15 protein-coding genes and 2 tRNA genes are annotated in these 15594 nt (G+C 72.4%); 5 read left to right on the forward strand and 12 right to left on the reverse strand.

Translation table 11 applies throughout. The features are described 5' to 3' along the window. Positions 1–86: 86 nt before the first annotated feature. The 3 genes from EDD26_RS12905 to EDD26_RS12915 form a co-directional block, all read right to left on the reverse strand. Entirely contained in the window at positions 87–1424 is a 1338-nt protein-coding gene (locus tag EDD26_RS12905) for an HNH endonuclease signature motif containing protein (protein WP_123698079.1), read from the reverse strand. Beyond that, a complete protein-coding gene (locus tag EDD26_RS12910; protein WP_123698080.1) occupies positions 1384–1806 on the reverse strand; it encodes a hypothetical protein in 423 nt (140 codons plus the stop codon). The genes EDD26_RS12905 and EDD26_RS12910 overlap by 41 nt, the downstream gene beginning before the upstream one ends. Before the next feature lie 73 nt (positions 1807–1879). Continuing rightward, positions 1880–2701: a DUF1684 domain-containing protein gene (locus EDD26_RS12915; RefSeq protein WP_123698081.1), complete on the reverse strand. Its 822-nt coding sequence runs from the start codon at positions 2699–2701 to the stop codon at positions 1880–1882. A gap of 70 nt (positions 2702–2771) precedes the next feature. Here EDD26_RS12915 and EDD26_RS12920 point away from each other — a divergent pair, with 70 nt between their 5' ends. Further along, complete coding sequence (locus tag EDD26_RS12920; protein ID WP_123698082.1) at positions 2772–3608, forward strand: LLM class flavin-dependent oxidoreductase; 837 nt, start codon at positions 2772–2774, stop codon at positions 3606–3608. Here the strand turns inward: EDD26_RS12920 and EDD26_RS12925 are convergent. Both EDD26_RS12925 and EDD26_RS12930 read right to left on the reverse strand, forming a co-directional pair. Then, positions 3605–4681 (reverse strand): alanine racemase, encoded by a 1077-nt coding sequence (locus tag EDD26_RS12925; RefSeq protein WP_123698083.1) that lies wholly within the window; start codon positions 4679–4681, stop codon positions 3605–3607. The two genes, EDD26_RS12920 and EDD26_RS12925, sit on opposite strands and share 4 nt — an antisense overlap. A gap of 60 nt (positions 4682–4741) precedes the next feature. Further along, on the reverse strand, positions 4742–7309 hold the full coding sequence (locus EDD26_RS12930; protein ID WP_123698084.1) for a hypothetical protein: 2568 nt from the start codon (positions 7307–7309) through the stop codon (positions 4742–4744). Positions 7310–7442: 133 nt separating this feature from the next. Here EDD26_RS12930 and EDD26_RS12935 point away from each other — a divergent pair, with 133 nt between their 5' ends. Beyond that, positions 7443–8786: an APC family permease gene (locus EDD26_RS12935; RefSeq protein ID WP_123698085.1), complete on the forward strand. Its 1344-nt coding sequence runs from the start codon at positions 7443–7445 to the stop codon at positions 8784–8786. A 13-nt stretch (positions 8787–8799) separates the two neighbouring features. On the opposite strand, the gene EDD26_RS12940 is transcribed toward EDD26_RS12935, so the two are convergent. The 3 genes from EDD26_RS12940 to EDD26_RS12950 form a co-directional block, all read right to left on the reverse strand. Next, entirely contained in the window at positions 8800–9474 is a 675-nt protein-coding gene (locus EDD26_RS12940; RefSeq protein ID WP_123698086.1) for a DUF6338 family protein, read from the reverse strand. A 109-nt stretch (positions 9475–9583) separates the two neighbouring features. Further along, a complete protein-coding gene (locus EDD26_RS12945) occupies positions 9584–9778 on the reverse strand; it encodes a hypothetical protein (protein ID WP_123698087.1) in 195 nt (64 codons plus the stop codon). A 90-nt stretch (positions 9779–9868) separates the two neighbouring features. Beyond that, positions 9869–10717, reverse strand: a complete 849-nt coding sequence (locus tag EDD26_RS12950) for a phosphatase PAP2 family protein (RefSeq protein WP_123698088.1) — start codon at positions 10715–10717, stop codon at positions 9869–9871. Positions 10718–10965: 248 nt separating this feature from the next. Here EDD26_RS12950 and EDD26_RS12955 point away from each other — a divergent pair, with 248 nt between their 5' ends. After that, a complete protein-coding gene (locus tag EDD26_RS12955; protein WP_123698089.1) occupies positions 10966–11658 on the forward strand; it encodes a hypothetical protein in 693 nt (230 codons plus the stop codon). A gap of 88 nt (positions 11659–11746) precedes the next feature. Here EDD26_RS12955 and EDD26_RS12960 read toward each other — a convergent pair. The 3 genes from EDD26_RS12960 to EDD26_RS12970 all read right to left on the reverse strand — a co-directional run bounded on the left by EDD26_RS12960 (position 11747) and on the right by EDD26_RS12970 (position 13987). Continuing rightward, positions 11747–11823: transfer RNA gene (locus EDD26_RS12960), tRNA-Ile, on the reverse strand. 26 nt (positions 11824–11849) lie between these two features. After that, on the reverse strand, positions 11850–13049 hold the full coding sequence (locus tag EDD26_RS12965) for a glycosyltransferase (RefSeq protein WP_123698090.1): 1200 nt from the start codon (positions 13047–13049) through the stop codon (positions 11850–11852). After that, entirely contained in the window at positions 13046–13987 is a 942-nt protein-coding gene (locus EDD26_RS12970) for a DMT family transporter (RefSeq protein WP_245989915.1), read from the reverse strand. Before EDD26_RS12970 ends, EDD26_RS12965 begins: the two co-directional genes overlap by 4 nt. Before the next feature lie 41 nt (positions 13988–14028). Between EDD26_RS12970 and def the strand changes: the two genes are divergently transcribed. Beyond that, positions 14029–14592, forward strand: a complete 564-nt coding sequence (gene def / locus EDD26_RS12975; RefSeq protein ID WP_123698091.1) for a peptide deformylase — start codon at positions 14029–14031, stop codon at positions 14590–14592. A gap of 108 nt (positions 14593–14700) precedes the next feature. Here def and EDD26_RS12980 read toward each other — a convergent pair. Further along, a tRNA-Asn gene (locus tag EDD26_RS12980) sits at positions 14701–14773 on the reverse strand. A 110-nt stretch (positions 14774–14883) separates the two neighbouring features. Here EDD26_RS12980 and EDD26_RS12985 point away from each other — a divergent pair. Beyond that, positions 14884–15573 carry a hypothetical protein gene (locus EDD26_RS12985; protein WP_123698092.1) on the forward strand — a complete coding sequence of 230 codons (690 nt, stop codon included), beginning with the start codon at positions 14884–14886 and terminating at the stop codon, positions 15571–15573. Positions 15574–15594: the final 21 nt, after the last annotated feature.

The following is a 15594-nucleotide window of genomic DNA, read 5'->3' on the forward strand; positions in this document are numbered from 1 at the left end:
CGACTTCCCCATCGGTCGAACGATCGTTGACGACGTGACGAGTCTGCCACAGCCCGCTGATGAGTGACAACCGTGTCATTCCTGGCTCAGAAGGGGGCTGGTGGCCCGAGCACCTGCGAGACCGCGGCAGTCCAGACGCCGAGGGGATCGGGTGGCAGGGGCGGCGGCGACGCGTCGGGATCCGGTGGGAGCCCCGCGAGCATCCGGTCGCGGTCGGCAGCCATGCGCTCGACCGCCTCCTGCGTGCGGCGGCGGCGCTCCGCGCGCGTCGCCGTCGACGGCGGGCTGCGCCGCGGCATGTCGGTGAAGACGGGCCCGATCGGCTCGGGCACGTCCGTGATGACCCGCCCGATCGGTGAGGTCCACTCGAACACGCCGCCGGGCAGCTGTCGCACCGCCCAGCGGGAGTCGTGCTTGAGGGTGTGGCAGCTGCGGCAGAGGTGACCGAGGTTGCCGAGCGTCGTCGTGCCGCCCTTCGCCCAGTCGATGGTGTGGTCGACATCGGAGCGGAGCGCTGGCCTGGCGCAGCCGGGGCCGCGGCAGCCGCCGTCGCGGGCCTGCAGCCAGAGCCTCTGCAGCCGCGGCACGCGGTAGGTGTCGACCGTGACCGCGACGCCGGTGACGGGGTCGGTGAACAGCCGCTCCCAGACCGACGCTGTGCCGGCGATGCGGCGGGCCGTGTCTCGGTCGACGAGCACCTTGCCGTCGAGCGCTGCCGGGAAGTCGAGCGCCCGCACCGCGGGGTCCTGCTCGTCGTCGTCGAGCAGCGTCGTCGCAGGGATGAGGATCGAGACGTGCGCCGTGATCGGCGAGACGCCATGGAGGTCCTCGGGGACGACGCCGGCGAGCAGGAGCTCCTGGAACGCGTCGGCGCGGAACTGGTCGAACGTGCGCGGGTCATCCTTCGGCTTGCCGCGCGCCGCCTGCGTGAGCCGGTCGAGGATCGCCGTCCCCTCGAGCGTCGGCACCCTCGCGACCACGTCGGACATCCCGTCGCCCGCATCGAACAGCTCGACCCGCCGCTGCTGCCTGGCAGCGTCGTGGCGCACCTGCAGCGGCTCGCTCAGCACCTCGTTCACGATCCGCTTCGCGCGCGCCCGCAGCTCGCTCGTGCTCGAGCGCTCCGCGACCGCCACGAGCGCCTCGACCACGCGCGCCCGCTGCCCGGCATCCACACCAGGGTCCAGCCGCGCCGCGCGCGTCTCGGACTCGATCACCCGGAGGTGCGCGGTGGTGATCCGTCCTGCGGAGGCCGCCTCGTGCGCCGCCGGCAGCTCCGTGACGATCGTCCACGCCTGGGTCATCCGCTGCTGCATCCCGCCAGTCGTGAGGCCGACCTCGACCGCGGCGAACGACGCGAGCTCCTTGACCTTCGGGCCGGCGTCACCGGGCAGGTCGAGCACCCGCTGCATGTGCTCGGCCATGAGCGCACGACGCGAGCTCCTTGACCTTCGGGCCGGCGTCACCGGGCAGGTCGAGCACCCGCTGCATGTGCTCGGCCATGAGCGCACGACGCGACCCCTCGACCCGCGCCGACTGCGTCTCGAGCGCCCGCATGCGCGTCGCGAACTCGTCGTCGAGCCGCTGCCGCTCCTGCGCCGGCGACTCCGGCTCCCGCCGCAGCGGCGGCAGGTCGGCACCCGCCTCGACCTCGTCGGGCGTCATCGCCAGGATGCGCTGCGTCAGCTCGAGGTCGAACGCGTCGAGCGATGCCTGCAACTCGTCGGCGGTCTGCCCATAGGGGTCGAGCGCACCCGCGCGGACGGCTGCGATGTAGCCCTCTGCGTCGATGCCCCAGTCGTCCATGTGCGCATCACACCATGGGCCACTGACATGGCACCCCTGCTGTGGACACGTGCGGCCGCGGCAGGTCGAATGTCTACGGCTGCGCGAACCTCGGTCGCTGCTCCCCCGCCCGGACGGCGATGGCGAGGCGGTTGCCGGCGGGCGGCAGCGGGCAGTTGAAGAGGTCGCTCATCGCGCAGGGCGGCACGATCGCCCGGTTGAAGTCGAGCACGACGGTGCCGTCGTGGCGCGGCTTCACGAAGAGGAAGCGGCCGACGTCGTAGGTCTCGTCTCCGGTCGTGGCGTCGGCGAAGACGATCTGCAGGCTGTCGCCGTCGGGCAGCGCGAGCAGCTCGATCTCGGCGCCCTCGTGCTCGAAGCGGATGCGTCCGGGCGAGACCGCCTGGCGCAGCGAGCCGCCGCGCGACTTCTCGTACTCGAAGCCCACACCGCCCTCCACGGCCTCGAACGTGCCCTGCTTCACCCACGCGGGGTCGTACGGGTAGGCGTCGATGCCCTCGAAGCCACGCTCCTCGGCAGCGTCGGCGTCCCACACCTGCAGCGCGAAGCGACCGTGGAAGTCGGGACCGATCGCGAACGCCGTGCGGCGGTCGTCGAACCGCACCGAGCTCGGCGTCATCGAGTCGTGGCCGTAGACGATGGCAGCCCCGTCCACCACCTGGCCGTCGACGCTGATGTCGTCTGCGGCATCCGCCGAGACCTGCAGCCCGTCGCCGGCGGGCGACGCCGCCCACGTGCCGGGCACGCCCTCGACGGTCGTGGGCTCGGAGATCCAGGCGGTCGCGACGAGCGCGAGCGACCCCTGCGGGGCGCGCACGCTCTGCTCGCGCTTGCGTCGGAATGCCTCGTGCTGCGCGATGGCGTCGTCAGGCGCCGTCTGGGCCGTGTCGCTCATGCACCCCAGCCTAAACGAGCGCCGCCGGGCCGACAGCGCACGCGTGGGTGCCGCATCGTACATTCGACGCATGCACCAAGCCCCGACGCTCGGCCTCATCATCCCGCCCGACCAGCCGCCGGAGCGCTTCATCGCGGTCGCCCGCGCCGCCGACCAGGCGGGCGTCGACGAGGTCTGGCTGTGGGAGGACTGCTTCGGGCAGTCCGGCACGTCGACCGCCGCCGCCGTGCTCGCCGCGACCGAGCGCATCCGCGTCGGCATCGGCCTCATGCCCGTCCCGCTGCGCAACGTCGCGCTGACCGCGATGGAGATCGCGACGCTCGGGCGGATGTTCCCCGGCCGCCTGCTGCCCGGCATCGGCCACGGCGTGCTCGAGTGGATGGCGCAGGCGGGTGTGCGCGCGCAGTCGCCGCTCACGCTGCTCGCCGAGCAGGCCACGGCGCTGCGGACGCTGCTCGCCGGCGACGAGCTGAGCGTCGAGGGCCGCTACGTGCGGCTCGACAGTGTGCGGCTGCGCTGGCTGCCCGAGCCGGTCCCGCCGCTGCTCATCGGCGGTGGCAAGCCCAAGACGCTCGGCCTCGCGGGCGAGCTCGGCGACGGCGTCATCCTCGCCGGCGATCTCACCCCCGACGCCGATCGCTCGGTGACGCGCGACGCCATCCAGGTCGTGCGCGAGGCCCGGGCCGCGGCGGGGCTCCGTGGCGCGTTCGACGTCGTCCAGTTCGCGGGCATCCGGTCGGATGCGTCGGCCGACGAGGTCTCGTCCTTCGCCGCCGCCCTCGGCGAGCTGGGCGTGACGAGCGTGCCGCTCATCGCGCTCGGTCCCGACGGCGCGCCGGAAGCCGGTGACGGCATCCTGCAGCTCGCGGCGACGATCGGTGGCGCGGCGCGCGCGCAGGCCCGCTAGCTGTTGCGGCCGCGCGCCGCGACGCGCCACCTGGCCGCGGGCTGGGCGTCGGTGCCGTGGTGGTGCACCGCGAGCTCGTCGACGAGGTTGACCGCGGTGCACACGTGGTTGGGCACGACCCGCACGATGCTGCCGAGCGCGGGCAGCGCCTCGTCGCCCATGTCGACGACGGCGTGGTGCTCGCTCAGCAGCACGATGCGCGCGTCGGGGTGGTCGAGCAGCCGCCCGTGACCGGTGGCCCACGCCGGGCGGTCGGCGCCCAGCACCTTCGAGCCGGCGTCGAGCACGAGCCGACCGCCGGCGTGCGAGACGACCGTCGCGTGACAGGTGAGGGCGAGGTCGGTCGCCGGCATGCTGCCGAGCTCCCACTGCTGCGCATCGCCCAGCACGCCGACCCCCGGTCGCAGCTCGGTGACCGGCGAGTCGATCGCGAGCGCGGCGTCGAAGCTCGGCGTGGAGCCGCCCGAGACCACGCGCGGCGCGATGCCCGCATCGTGCATCGTCGCGACGGCGACCGTGAGCGCCTGCGCCTCGTCGAGGGCAGCGCGCTCCCTGGCACCGGGCGCGTAGGCGTGGCCGGGGAACGCGAAGACGCCCTCGACGTCGAAGCCGGCGCGCGCGGCGGCGATCGCGACGTCGGCCCCGGCCGTCGGGTCGCATCCGGACCGATGGTGGCCCGCGTCGATCTCGACGCGCACGGCGACGCGACCGGCGAGGCCCCCGCGCGTCAGGCGCCGGACCCCCTCGACCGAGTCGACGCCGATGGCGACGTTGGCGCCGACCGCGGCGAGGTGGCTGAGCCGCGCTGCGCGGTCCGCGTCGACCCAGAGCGGGTAGGCGATGAAGAGGTCGTCGAGCCCGGCGGCCGCGAAGACCTCGGCCTCCCCCACCGTCGCCACCGTGAGTCCGACGGCGCCGGCGGCCAGCTGCATCCGCCCGATCTCGATGCACTTGTGGGTCTTGGCGTGCGGCCGCAGCGCGAGCCCGCGGGCGGTGGCGGCGTCGGCGGTGCGGGCGATGTTCGCCTGCATGCGCTCGAGGTCGACCGAGAGGAACGGCGTGCTCGGGCTCATGCTCCGGAGCGTACCCGCCGACGCGGCCACCAGCGGATGCTCCAGCACGGGTGCACGACGTCAGCGCGCCGCCGAGCCGCCGTCCACCCGCTCGGCGATCTCAGGACCGCCCAGCAGCTCGAGCAGCGCGTCCTGGTACGCGGGCACCCGGAAGTAGTCGTTGTGCGTGACGACCACCGGCGGATCGATCGTCCGGTCGATCTCCTGGGCGTAGCGGTCGATGGCGTTCTCGTAGGTCGTCTCCCCTCGGCGCAGGCTCGTGCGCCCCGCCACCGCCGGGAAGCCGAGGTAGTCGCTCAGCCGCCACAGGTTGATCCACGGCACCCCGTCGCCCGGCAGCAGCGCACCGCCGAGCCGGGTCATCGACGGCTGTGACGGGGGCGCGTCCCACGCGCGGTCGTCGTCGAGCGCATCCATCGACCACGGGTCGCGCTTCCACGGACGCGGCCCTCGCGCGGGGTAGGTGCCGAGCACCGCCGGCCCGACGAGCTCGGGCATCAGCCGACCGAAGTAGGTGCGCAGCTGTGAGCCGAAGGTGAGCAGCGCGACGCGGTCGACCACCGTCGGGTCGCGCGTGGTCGCCCCCAGCAGCCCGAGGGCCGAGACCGCGATCACGGCGCCCATGCTGTGCGCGGCGAGCACCGCGCGCCGCTCGGGGTGCTCGCAGAGCCACTCGTCGAGCTCCTGCGCGATGTCGGGCACCGCGTGCTCGGCGTAGCACGGCGGGCCGAACGGCTGGGCCGTGCGCGGCAGGTAGCAGGTGACGTCCCAGACGATCGCGAGCAGTCCGGGCTTCCGCAGCAGCACCCCGAGCGCCACGACCGCCGCGAGCGCTACGCCCACCACCGTGAGCGACCAGGTGGTGAGCACGAGGATGTCGGCGACGCGGATGCCGAGCACCCTGGCCGTGCCGCTCGCGACACCGGGCAGGGGCGCCTGCCACAGCATGCCGGCCCAGACCCACGTCAGCGCGAGGCCGATCGCCACCGCCATCAGCGTGGCGATGATCCCGGTCGCCGGCTCGATGAGATGGATGAACGCGGCACGTCGGCGGTCGCGCTCGAGCCGTGCGCGGAGCGGGTCGTCCTCGTCCTGCACGAGCCACGTCTTCGCACGGTCGGCGAGCAGCTTCCGCGGGATGAGGAAGGTCACGAGCACGGCGACGCTCAGCAGCAGCGCGACCGCGATCATCCCACCGAGGGCGAGGAAGACATCCGGCACGTGGAGTCCCGTGCGGGTCGCGGCACCGGCGACCAGCGCTGCCGGGCCGCCCCATCCCGCGACGACGATCGTGGTCAGCGCGATGACGGCCGAGCTCGTCAGCACGCCCACCGTGAGCGACAGCAGCATGAACACCGCCGGCGTGGAGCCGAGCCACGCGGTGCCGGCGCGGGAGCCGCGAGGCCGCCACGCGACGCCCGAGAGCGCGAGCACCCCGCCGAGCGTGATGATGAGGAGCGGGGGCAGCTCGTCGCCGGCGAGGCCGTCGGTCGACGACAAGTCGGGCGCCGACGGGAGCACGAGCAGCACGAGCAGCAGCGCGAAGCAGAGCATCGCGAGCACGAGGAGCCCCTGCGCGAGCCACGCGCTCCACCGGGGGCCCTCCGGCGCGCTCGGCGTGATCGTCATGGTGGGCAGGATCGCCGCCGCGACGGCCGAGAGCACCAGGAGCACGACGGCCGCCCAGAAGAGGATCGCGGGGAAGCCGGGCGACGCATCCAGCACCACGAGATTCCACGACACCTGCGCTGTCGTGAGCGCGGTCGCGGCCGCGAAGTGCACGAGCGCGAGGTGGGCCGTGGTGCGGTTCGACCAGAACGCCGGCTGCGCGAGCACGGCGCGACGATCGGGCGCCGCCGGGCTTCCCTCGGCGCTGGCGTTGGCCTTGGCCTTCGCCGCCTCCATGGCCTCCCTGGCCTTGGCACCGGCTGCGGTCTCGTGGGTGTGCAGGGTGTCGTACCGCATGCGCGCGATGCGCGCGAAGAGCACGAGCAGCGCGACGCCCAGCACCGGGACGATCGCCAGCAGCGCGAGCACGCGACTGGGCGTGAGCAGCGCGGCAAGCCCTGGCGTCGATGCCACCGCGCTCCCGAGCAGGTCGGACGGCCAGGCCGAGCAGTGGCCCCCGATCGAGCACTGCAGCGCGATGAGGTCGACGGCGACGGTCACGGCGGTCGTCGTGAACAGCAGGGTGAGCACGAACCCGAAGAGCCGCGCCGCCGCCGCGGTGATGTTCGCTCGGAGGCGGGTGGCGCCGGTGTCGCTGTCATGGGGCAGGCGCCGCGTCCACATGGCGCCGTTGCCGATGCTGAACGGGAGGGCGAGCACCTGGAAGGCGAGCGCGATGGAGCGGCTCGCCGTGCGCTTGGCCGTCTGCGACCGCACGAGCCCACCCCACGAGTACGCCTCGCGCCGGATCCCCGCGGGGATGTGCCCGCGTGCGCGATCCGGAGGGTTCTGCCTCGGTGCAGCCAGCCAGAACGCGGCCTTGTCGTCACCGCGCAGGCACTGGATGTCGTCCTGCGGCAGGTCGAGCAGCGCGGCGGGGGTCGTGTTGTTGACGCCGTGCACCCGCAGCTCGAGCACGCGCGGCTCACTCGCGGCCGCCGCATCCACCAGGTCTGACATGGCGTCCCCCGTCGTGCACGATGACCCCGTGCGCACTGTACGCCCGAGCTCCGCGGCGCAGAAGTGCCCAGTTCCGACGCTCACGACCGGTGCGATGGCGGCCTGCCTGCCCTCGGTCGCCTAGCCTGGAACGATGACCAGCGAGCATGGACGGGCGACGACCACGGCAGGCCACGAGGCTCCGAGCAAGCTCAAGCGCGGCATCACGGGGCCGCTGCTGTTCGTCTTCATCCTCGGCGACGTGCTGGGCGCCGGCGTCTACGCGCTCACCGGCGAGCTCTCGGCCGAGGTCGGGGGCGCCATGTGGCTGCCGCTGCTGCTCGCGCTTCTGCTCGCGCTGCTGACCGCCGGGTCGTACGCCGAGCTCGTGACGAAGCATCCGCGTGCCGGCGGTGCAGCCGTCTTCGCGCAGCGCGCCTTCGGCAGCCCGATCGTCTCGTTCCTCGTCGGCTTCTGCATGCTCGCCGCCGGCGTCGTCAGCGCGGCCGGGCTCGCCCTCGCCTTCGCGGGCGACTACCTCGCGGCGCTCGTGCCCATCGCGCCGGCGATCGCCGCCCCGGTCTTCCTGTTGCTCGTCGCCGCGCTCAACGCGCGCGGCATCCGGGAGTCGATGGCCGGCAACGTCGTCATGACCATCGTCGAGCTCACCGGGCTGTTGCTCATCATCGTCGCCGTCGCCTTCATGGTGCTCGGCGGTGGCGGCGATGTGAGCCGCGTCGGCGAGTTCCCGGCCGGTGCGAACCCGGCGCTCGCGACGCTCGCCGCCGCGATCATCGCCTACTACTCGTTCGTCGGCTTCGAGACGTCGGCGAACGTCGCGGAGGAGATCAAGGACCCCGCGAAGGTGTACCCGCGCGCGCTCATCGGCTCGCTGCTCGTGGCCGGCGTGGTCTACCTGCTCGTCGGGCTGGCGAGCGCGATCGCGCTGCCCGCCGACGAGCTCTCGGGCTCGAGCTCGCCGCTGCTCGACGTCTTCGCAGCGACCGGCGCCCCGCTGCCCGGCTGGGTCTTCAGCGTCATCGCGCTCGTCGCGGTCGCGAACGGTGCGTTGCTGACGATGATCATGGCGAGCCGCCTCGCATTCGGGATGGCGGAGCAGGGCCTGCTGCCCGCCGTGCTCGGTCGCGTGCTGCCGCGGCGCCGCACCCCGTGGGTCGCCATCCTCGTCACGACCGCGATCGCGATCGGCCTCACCTTCGTCGGCGATCTCGGCACCCTCGCCGAGACCGTCGTGCTGCTCCTGCTCTTCGTGTTCCTCAGCACGAACGTGGCGGTGCTCGTGCTGCGGCGCGAGCGCGTCGAGCACGACCACTTCCGCGTGTGGACCTGGGTGCCCGTGCTCGGCATCGGCTCGTGCGTGCTGCTCCTCACGCAGCAGGAGCCGCACGTGTGGCTGTTCGGCGGCATCGCCATCGGCGTGGGTCTCGTCGCCTACGCCGTCACGAGGGTCGGCCGGAAGGCCGCGTCGCGCAGCTGACGGATCGCGCGGCTCACGACGGCGGCGCGGATGCCTTCGCGCGCGGCTCGTACCGCACCTTCAGGAGGCGGACGTCGGCGTACTTCACGACGACGTACGCCCAGTACTCCTCCTCCGAGGCCCTGATCGCACCGGCGTCGCGCGACTGCATCCGCGGGCCCTTGAGCACCATCTCCCGCTCCGACGGGGGCTTCCCGATGGTGAAGTAGTCGACGTAGCCCCAGTACTGGGCTCCCGAGCTGAGCTCGACCTTCACCCACGCGACCTCGTCGCGGGAGAGATCGGCGGAGAAGAGCGAGTTCCAGAGGTCGCCGTGGCCGATGGGATGCGCGGCGGTGTCACCGCGACGCAGGTAGCGGTCCGCCGCGAGCGCGAGCAGGCACGCGATCACGACCTCCGCCGTGATGCCGACGACGATGCGCCAGAAGTGATCCCGGGCATACGCGTCGCCGTCGCTCACCCACGCGGCGAGGTCGGGCAGCGCTCCCGGCAGCACGAGCGCGACCACCATGAGGATCAGGATCGACGCGGTCGTGAGCACGAGGCTCATGAGCGCGACGCGGCTCGCCTCTCGGAAGCTCGACTGCTCGAGCGAGGGCCGTCGCCGCTCGCGCAGCATCTCGAAGAGCAGACCGGGGGCGACCAGCCCGAGGAAGGCGTAGACGGTCGCGAACCCCTCGGGGATCATCGGCCGCCGATCGCCTGGCCCGAGCCGGTGCCGTCACCGCCCTTGCCGACGTCCGGCGCTTCCCTGGACGGCTCGGCGCGCTCGTCGGGCGCCCCGTCGCGCGGCGCGCTCATCCGCGGGCCTCCCCGGTGCCGATGCCATCGCCGCCGCGGCCGATGTCGTCGGAAGCGCCTTCACCATCCTGGCTCCGCCGCTGCTGGTCCAGCTTCGCCGCCGCGCGCTCGGCTGCGTCCGCCGCGCGCTCGGCCTGCTCCGCAGCCTCCTTGGCGGCTCGCTTGGCGTCGTCGACGGTGTCAGGTGCCATGGCGGCCTCCGGGATCGGTGAGGCTTCGGTCTAGCACGCGCTCCGGCTGACCCGCCAGGCGTGGAAGCCGCCACGACCGAGTGGATCGGCTCAGGCGACCGCGCGGTGCTCGTCGCGTCGGAGCCGGGACGTCAGGTAGAGGCGATGCGCGGTGATGACGAGCGCGAGCCACGCGGCGCCGAGCGCCCAGCCGGCGATCACGTCGGTGACCCAGTGGTGGCCGAGGTAGACGCGGCTCCCCGCGACGAAGATCGTCGCGATGACGGCGACCGCGATGATGGCGGCGCGGGCCGCGTTGCTCTGCCGGCGGAGCACGAGCAGGTAGGCGATGACGCCGAGGATGGCGACCGCGTTCAGCGTGTGGCCGCTCGGGAACGAGGCCGAGACCTCGTAGGGCGGCACGGCGTCGCTGAGCGGCGGCCGCTCGCGGCCGATCAGCACCTTGCCGGCGATCGTCATGAGCAGCGAACCGCCGCCCGCCGCGACGATGAGCACGACGGGCGTCCACGACCGGCGACGGATGCTGAGGATGAGCAGGGCCGCGATGGCGACCAGCGGCATCCCGATCGTGCCCGCGAGGTCGGTGAAGCTCGTGATGTATGGGTCGACGGCGGGGTTGCGGATCGTGAGGATGGCGTCGAGGAGCGGGCGGTCGATGCCCGCGACGCCGTCCTGGTCGGTGACCGCGTCGTACACGAGCACCGCGGCGACGCTGAGCAGCCCGGCGATGGCTGCACCGATCGCCAGCGTGAGCAGCAGCGTGCCGTACGGGCCGACCGTGTCGGCGAGCCACCGCGCGAACGAGGCCATCCAGTGACCGATCCGCGTGTGCCAACGGGTGAGCTCGACCTCGCCGACGGTGGTGTCCTGCGCGCGCTCGCCGCGGGGTCCGTGCTCGGGCGCGGTGGGCGTCTCATCCGCTGGCTGTGTGACCGACATCTCGCTCCTCGCTGTACCCCGACCGTACACATCGCACGCTACCGGCTGCAGATGGGCGCAGTCCGACACGAGCGCTCGGTGGTCGCGCGTGCGCGTGATCCCAGCGTCGCCGACGAGCAGGAATGACGGGCCGTTGCGCGCGCAAGCGGCGTCAGCTCGCTCAATCCGAACGCCGTTTGACTACGAATACCTTGCATCGCTCCCTATGGCAGGGAGTCCTCCCTGCGGGCGATGACGAAGGAGTCATCATGAACAGGAACACGAAGCTGGCGCTCGGCGCCAGCGCTGCCGTCTTGGCGACGGTGGCGATGGGTGCCGCCCCAGCGATGGCGAGCGCCGGGCAGGGCGCCGGGAAGACGGTCACGCTGCACGCGACGCTGACCGCGCTGAACGGGTCGGGCGCGTCCGGCACCGCGACAGCTGTCGTCCGCAACCAGCAGATCCGGCACATCGAGGTGCACGCCGAGGGCCTCTCGCCCGACGCGCCGCACGCGCAGCACATCCACTACGGCGAGCAGGCCATGAACGAGTGCCCGACACTCGCGCTGGACAGCAACGCTGACGGACGGATCAACACCCTCGAGGGTGTGCCGGCGTACGGCCCGGTCGTGGTCTCGCTGAACACCACCGGCGACACCACGCCCGCCAGCTTCCTCGACGTCGGCCGCTTCCCTGTCTCGGAGGATGGCAGCTACCACTACAGCCGGGACCACATCGAGTTCACCGACGTCGCCGGAACCGGCTATCCGGGAGCAGACGGCACCGGCACCGCACGGCAGATCGCTGACGCCATCCGCGCCGGCGAAGGCGTGCTGGTGATCCACGGCGTCGACTACGACGGCAACGGCATGTACAGCTTCAGCCCCGAGGGCGCCAGCGAGCTGAACCCCAACCTGCCCGCCGAGGCGACTGACCCTGCTGCCTGCGGCGTGCTGCGCTAGGAACCGACACCGTTCGGTCTCGGCCGGCGAGTGCGGAGATGACGCGGGACATCGTCGATCGGTGGTCCGCGTCATCATGGTGCCGCGATGGTAGGGCGGACGGGACTTGAACCCGTGACCGAGGGATTATGAGTCCCCTGCTCTGACCAGCTGAGCTACCGCCCCGAGGCCTTCCGGCCCGGAGATCGAGCCTAGCCGTGCAGCTCGACCCGGGTCTCGGGGTCGCGGATCTCCTCGCCGCGGTAGAGCCGCTCATATGCGGTGATCGTCCGCTCGATGTCGTGCGGCGCGACCATGTCGAGGCTGTGCTGCTGGAACGCGCGGTACTCGTCGTCGTCGAGCCGCAGGATGCGCTCGAGCTTCTCGGAGAGGTCGGTCGCGTCGTCCGGCCGGAAGAGCCAGCCGTTGGCGCCGTCCCGCACGAGGTGCGGCAGGGCCATCGCATCCGCCGCCACGACCGGCAGCCCGGTCGCCATCGCCTCCATCGTCGCGATCGACTGCAGCTCAGCGGTCGACGGCATCGCGAAGACCTCGGCGGAGCGCAGGCGCTCTCGCAGCTCGTCGTCGCTCACGAAGCCGGTGAGCGTGACGCGGTCGGCGACGCGCAGGTCGCGCGCGAGCGCACCCAGCTCGTCGATGAGGTCGCCGCCGCCGACGATGTCGAGGTGCCACTCGAGATCCGCCGGCAGCTGCGAGACGGCTCGCACGAGCGTCTCGAGCCGCTTCTCGCTCGTGACACGGCCGACGAAGACGATCCGTCCGCGCTGGCGCTCGGGGTTGGGCAGGTACTCGTCCCCGGGCAGGCCGCACGAGATCGCGTGCACTCCGGTGATGCCGGTCTTGCGCTCGAGGTAGTCGGCGCTTCGTCGCGTCGGCGTCGTCACGACGTCGCAGCGGCCGAACACGGTGGCGGCGTCGTGCCAGGCGAAGTCCACCGCCCTGCCGTGCATCGCGCGTGGGATGTTCGAGTGGTCCATGAGGTTCTCGAACATCAGGTGGTTGGTGCCGACGACGCGGATGCCGCGCTTCTTCGCCTCGGTCGAGAACGCGCGTCCGAGCACGAGGTGCGACTGGAAGTGCACGACGTCGGGCCGCAGCGCGTCGAGCAGCGAGGCGGCGTTCTGCCAGATCCGCCACGGCTCCGCGAAGCGCAGCCACTCGTGGCCGGGGTAGAGCATCGAGCGGAGGCGGTGCACCGTGAAGCGCTGGCCCTCGTGCTCCTCGATGTGCGTGCCCTGCTTGCCGCGGCCGAGCGCCGACGCGACGACGTGCACCTCGTGGCCCCGCTTCGAGAGTCGAGCGGCGAGCCGGGTGGTGAACTTCGCGGCGCCGTTGACGTCGGGCGCGAAGGTGTCGGTCGCGATGAGGATGCGCAGCGGTCGGTCGGTCATTCGTCCTCCTCCGATGCCGCACCGGGCATCCGGATCTGGGGGTGGTGCCGGGCGAGCTGGAAGACCCCGGTGACGGCGAGCGCACCGGCGCCGGCGTAGACGATGATCGCCCACGGCGGCGTCGCGGCCGCCTCGCCGAGCACGGTGACGCCGATGAGCACGGCGATGAGCGGGTCGATGACGGTGAGGCCGGCGATCACGAGATCGGGCGGGCCCGAGGCGTGGGCGAGCTGGACGGCATAGCTGCCGGCCAGCACGGCGATGAGCATGGCGACGGCGCAGAGCACCGTCAGCCACTCGAACTGCCCGGAGATGATGCGGTTGATCACGACCTTCGAGAGCGTCACGACGAATCCGTACAGCACGCCGGCGGCGACGATGTAGAAGACCGCGTTCGCCCGCGACCGGAAGAACCACCAGAGCGCGCCGAGACCGCCGAGGGCGACCACGAGCAGCGCCAGCACCGTGAGCAGCTGCTGATCGCGGATGGGGCGCTCGATCGCGAAGATCGCGGCGATGAACACGAAGATGCCGATGCCGATGAGGCACAGCACGATCGAGCGGACGGTGCGGTGGTCGAGCCGGATGCCGGCGAGGCGCGCGTTGAGCAGCGCCGTGACGACGAGGGCGACCGCGCCGAGCGGCTGCACCACGATGAGCGGGGCGAACGCGAGCGCGCCGAGCTGGAAGATGATCGCGAGGCCGAGCAGCAGGGTGCCGACGACCCAGGCCGGCTCGCGCAGCATCTTGAGGACGGCCTTGCCGCCGAGCGCGGCGCCGCGCTGGTCGCCGCCCTGGAAGTGACCGACCCCGCGATGCTGGAACTGGGTGCCCACCGACAGGAAGACCGCGCCCACGATCGCGAGCGGGATGCCGACGGCCTGCAGCGGCGTGAGGGAGATCTCCGCCGCGAGGTCGTCGAGCGAGGTGGACAGCACGTGTCGAACCTACCGCCGCGGGCCTCGATAGCCTGGAGGACATGACTGTTCTGCCCATCTGCATCACCGGGGAGCCGGTGCTCCACCGCGTCGCCGAGCCCGTCACCGACTTCGATGCGGAGCTCGCGACCCTCGTCGCCGACATGTTCGCGACGATGGAGGCCGCGCCGGGCGTCGGCCTCGCCGGCCCGCAGGTCGGCGTCGGCAAGCGCGTGTTCGTCTACGACTGGACGGATGAGGACGGCGTGCAGACGCGCGGCGTCGCGGTCAACCCGGAGCTGTGGATCACGCCGCTGCCGGTCGGTGTGCCCGAGGATGACGACGAGGAGGGCTGCCTCTCGATCCCGGGTGAGCGCTTCGCGCTGCTGCGGGCCGAGCGGGCGATCCTCCGCGCGCAGGACGAGCACGGCGAGCACTACGAGCTCGAGGCGTCGGGCTGGCTCGCGCGCATCCTGCAGCACGAGTTCGACCACCTCGACGGCGTGCTCTACGCCGACCGGCTGGATGCGTTCGGCACGAAGGGCGTGCAGAAGGCGGTCAAGCGCAACAAGTGGGGCGTCGAGGGCCTCAGCTGGCTGCCGGGCGTGGACGACCTGGAGGGCTGAGGCGCTCGCACCCGCGGTGGTCTCGACTCGCGCGGCCGCCGGGGCGGCCGTGCGGCTCGACCAACAGCGGGCACGAGAAAGGCCCCGCCGTGAGGCGGGGCCTTGTCGCTCCCCGAGATGGACTCGAACCATCAACCTGCCGGTTAACAGCCGGCTGCTCTGCCAATTGAGCTATCGAGGATCGCTGCAGCAGCGACGACAATCGTAGCATCCCGCGCGGCCACCGGTCGCACGCCGCGGTTCCGCGCTAGCGTTCGAGCACCACTGCCGCCTGCACGCCCTGGAGCATCCATGCCCTCGTCCCGCTTCCGCCTGCCGCTCCTCGTCGTCGCCGCCGGCGCCGCGCTCACCCTCTCGGGCTGCATCGTGCTGCCCCCGGCCGTGCCGACGCTCCCGCCGCCGCCCGTGCCGACCGAGACCCAGGCGGCGCCCGAGCCGGTCGAGACGGAGGACACTGAGCCGACGCCCGACGCAGGGAGTGGCGACCTCCCCGAGTACGTCGACTTCGGCACCGAGCTCGAGGCGGGCACGCTCGCCGGCTGGGAGACCAGCATCATCGTCGACGACGCCTTCGCGGTGCAGGCCGACTCCGACTTCCCGGCCGGCCCGACGATCCACGTCATCGAGACCGCCACCGGCTGCGACATCTGGGCCTACCAGGGCGCGCAGGACAGCGCGGACACCGACGAGTACGCGAGCTCGGAGGCGACCCTCGCCGCTCTCTCCGGCACGACGACCGACGACTGGGACCCCGACACGCTCGACCTGAGCCCCTCGACGCAGGGCGTCACGGTCGCGTTCCTCTCGATCTACACCGAGGACGAGGCGACCGGCGACGCCGAGGCGTACTTCGCCCGCAACTTCCAGTCGAGCCAGTCGACGAGCTCGATCCGCGCGACCTGCGGCGGCGCGGCCGGCGGCATCGACCACATCGACGACCTCATCGCCGAGCACTTCCAGATCAACTTCCTGGTCCCGTAGCGGCAGCGCAGCAGCCGAGCA

Origin of the sequence: Agrococcus jenensis (assembly GCF_003752465.1) — a bacterium.
Lineage (GTDB): Bacteria > Actinomycetota > Actinomycetes > Actinomycetales > Microbacteriaceae > Agrococcus > Agrococcus jenensis.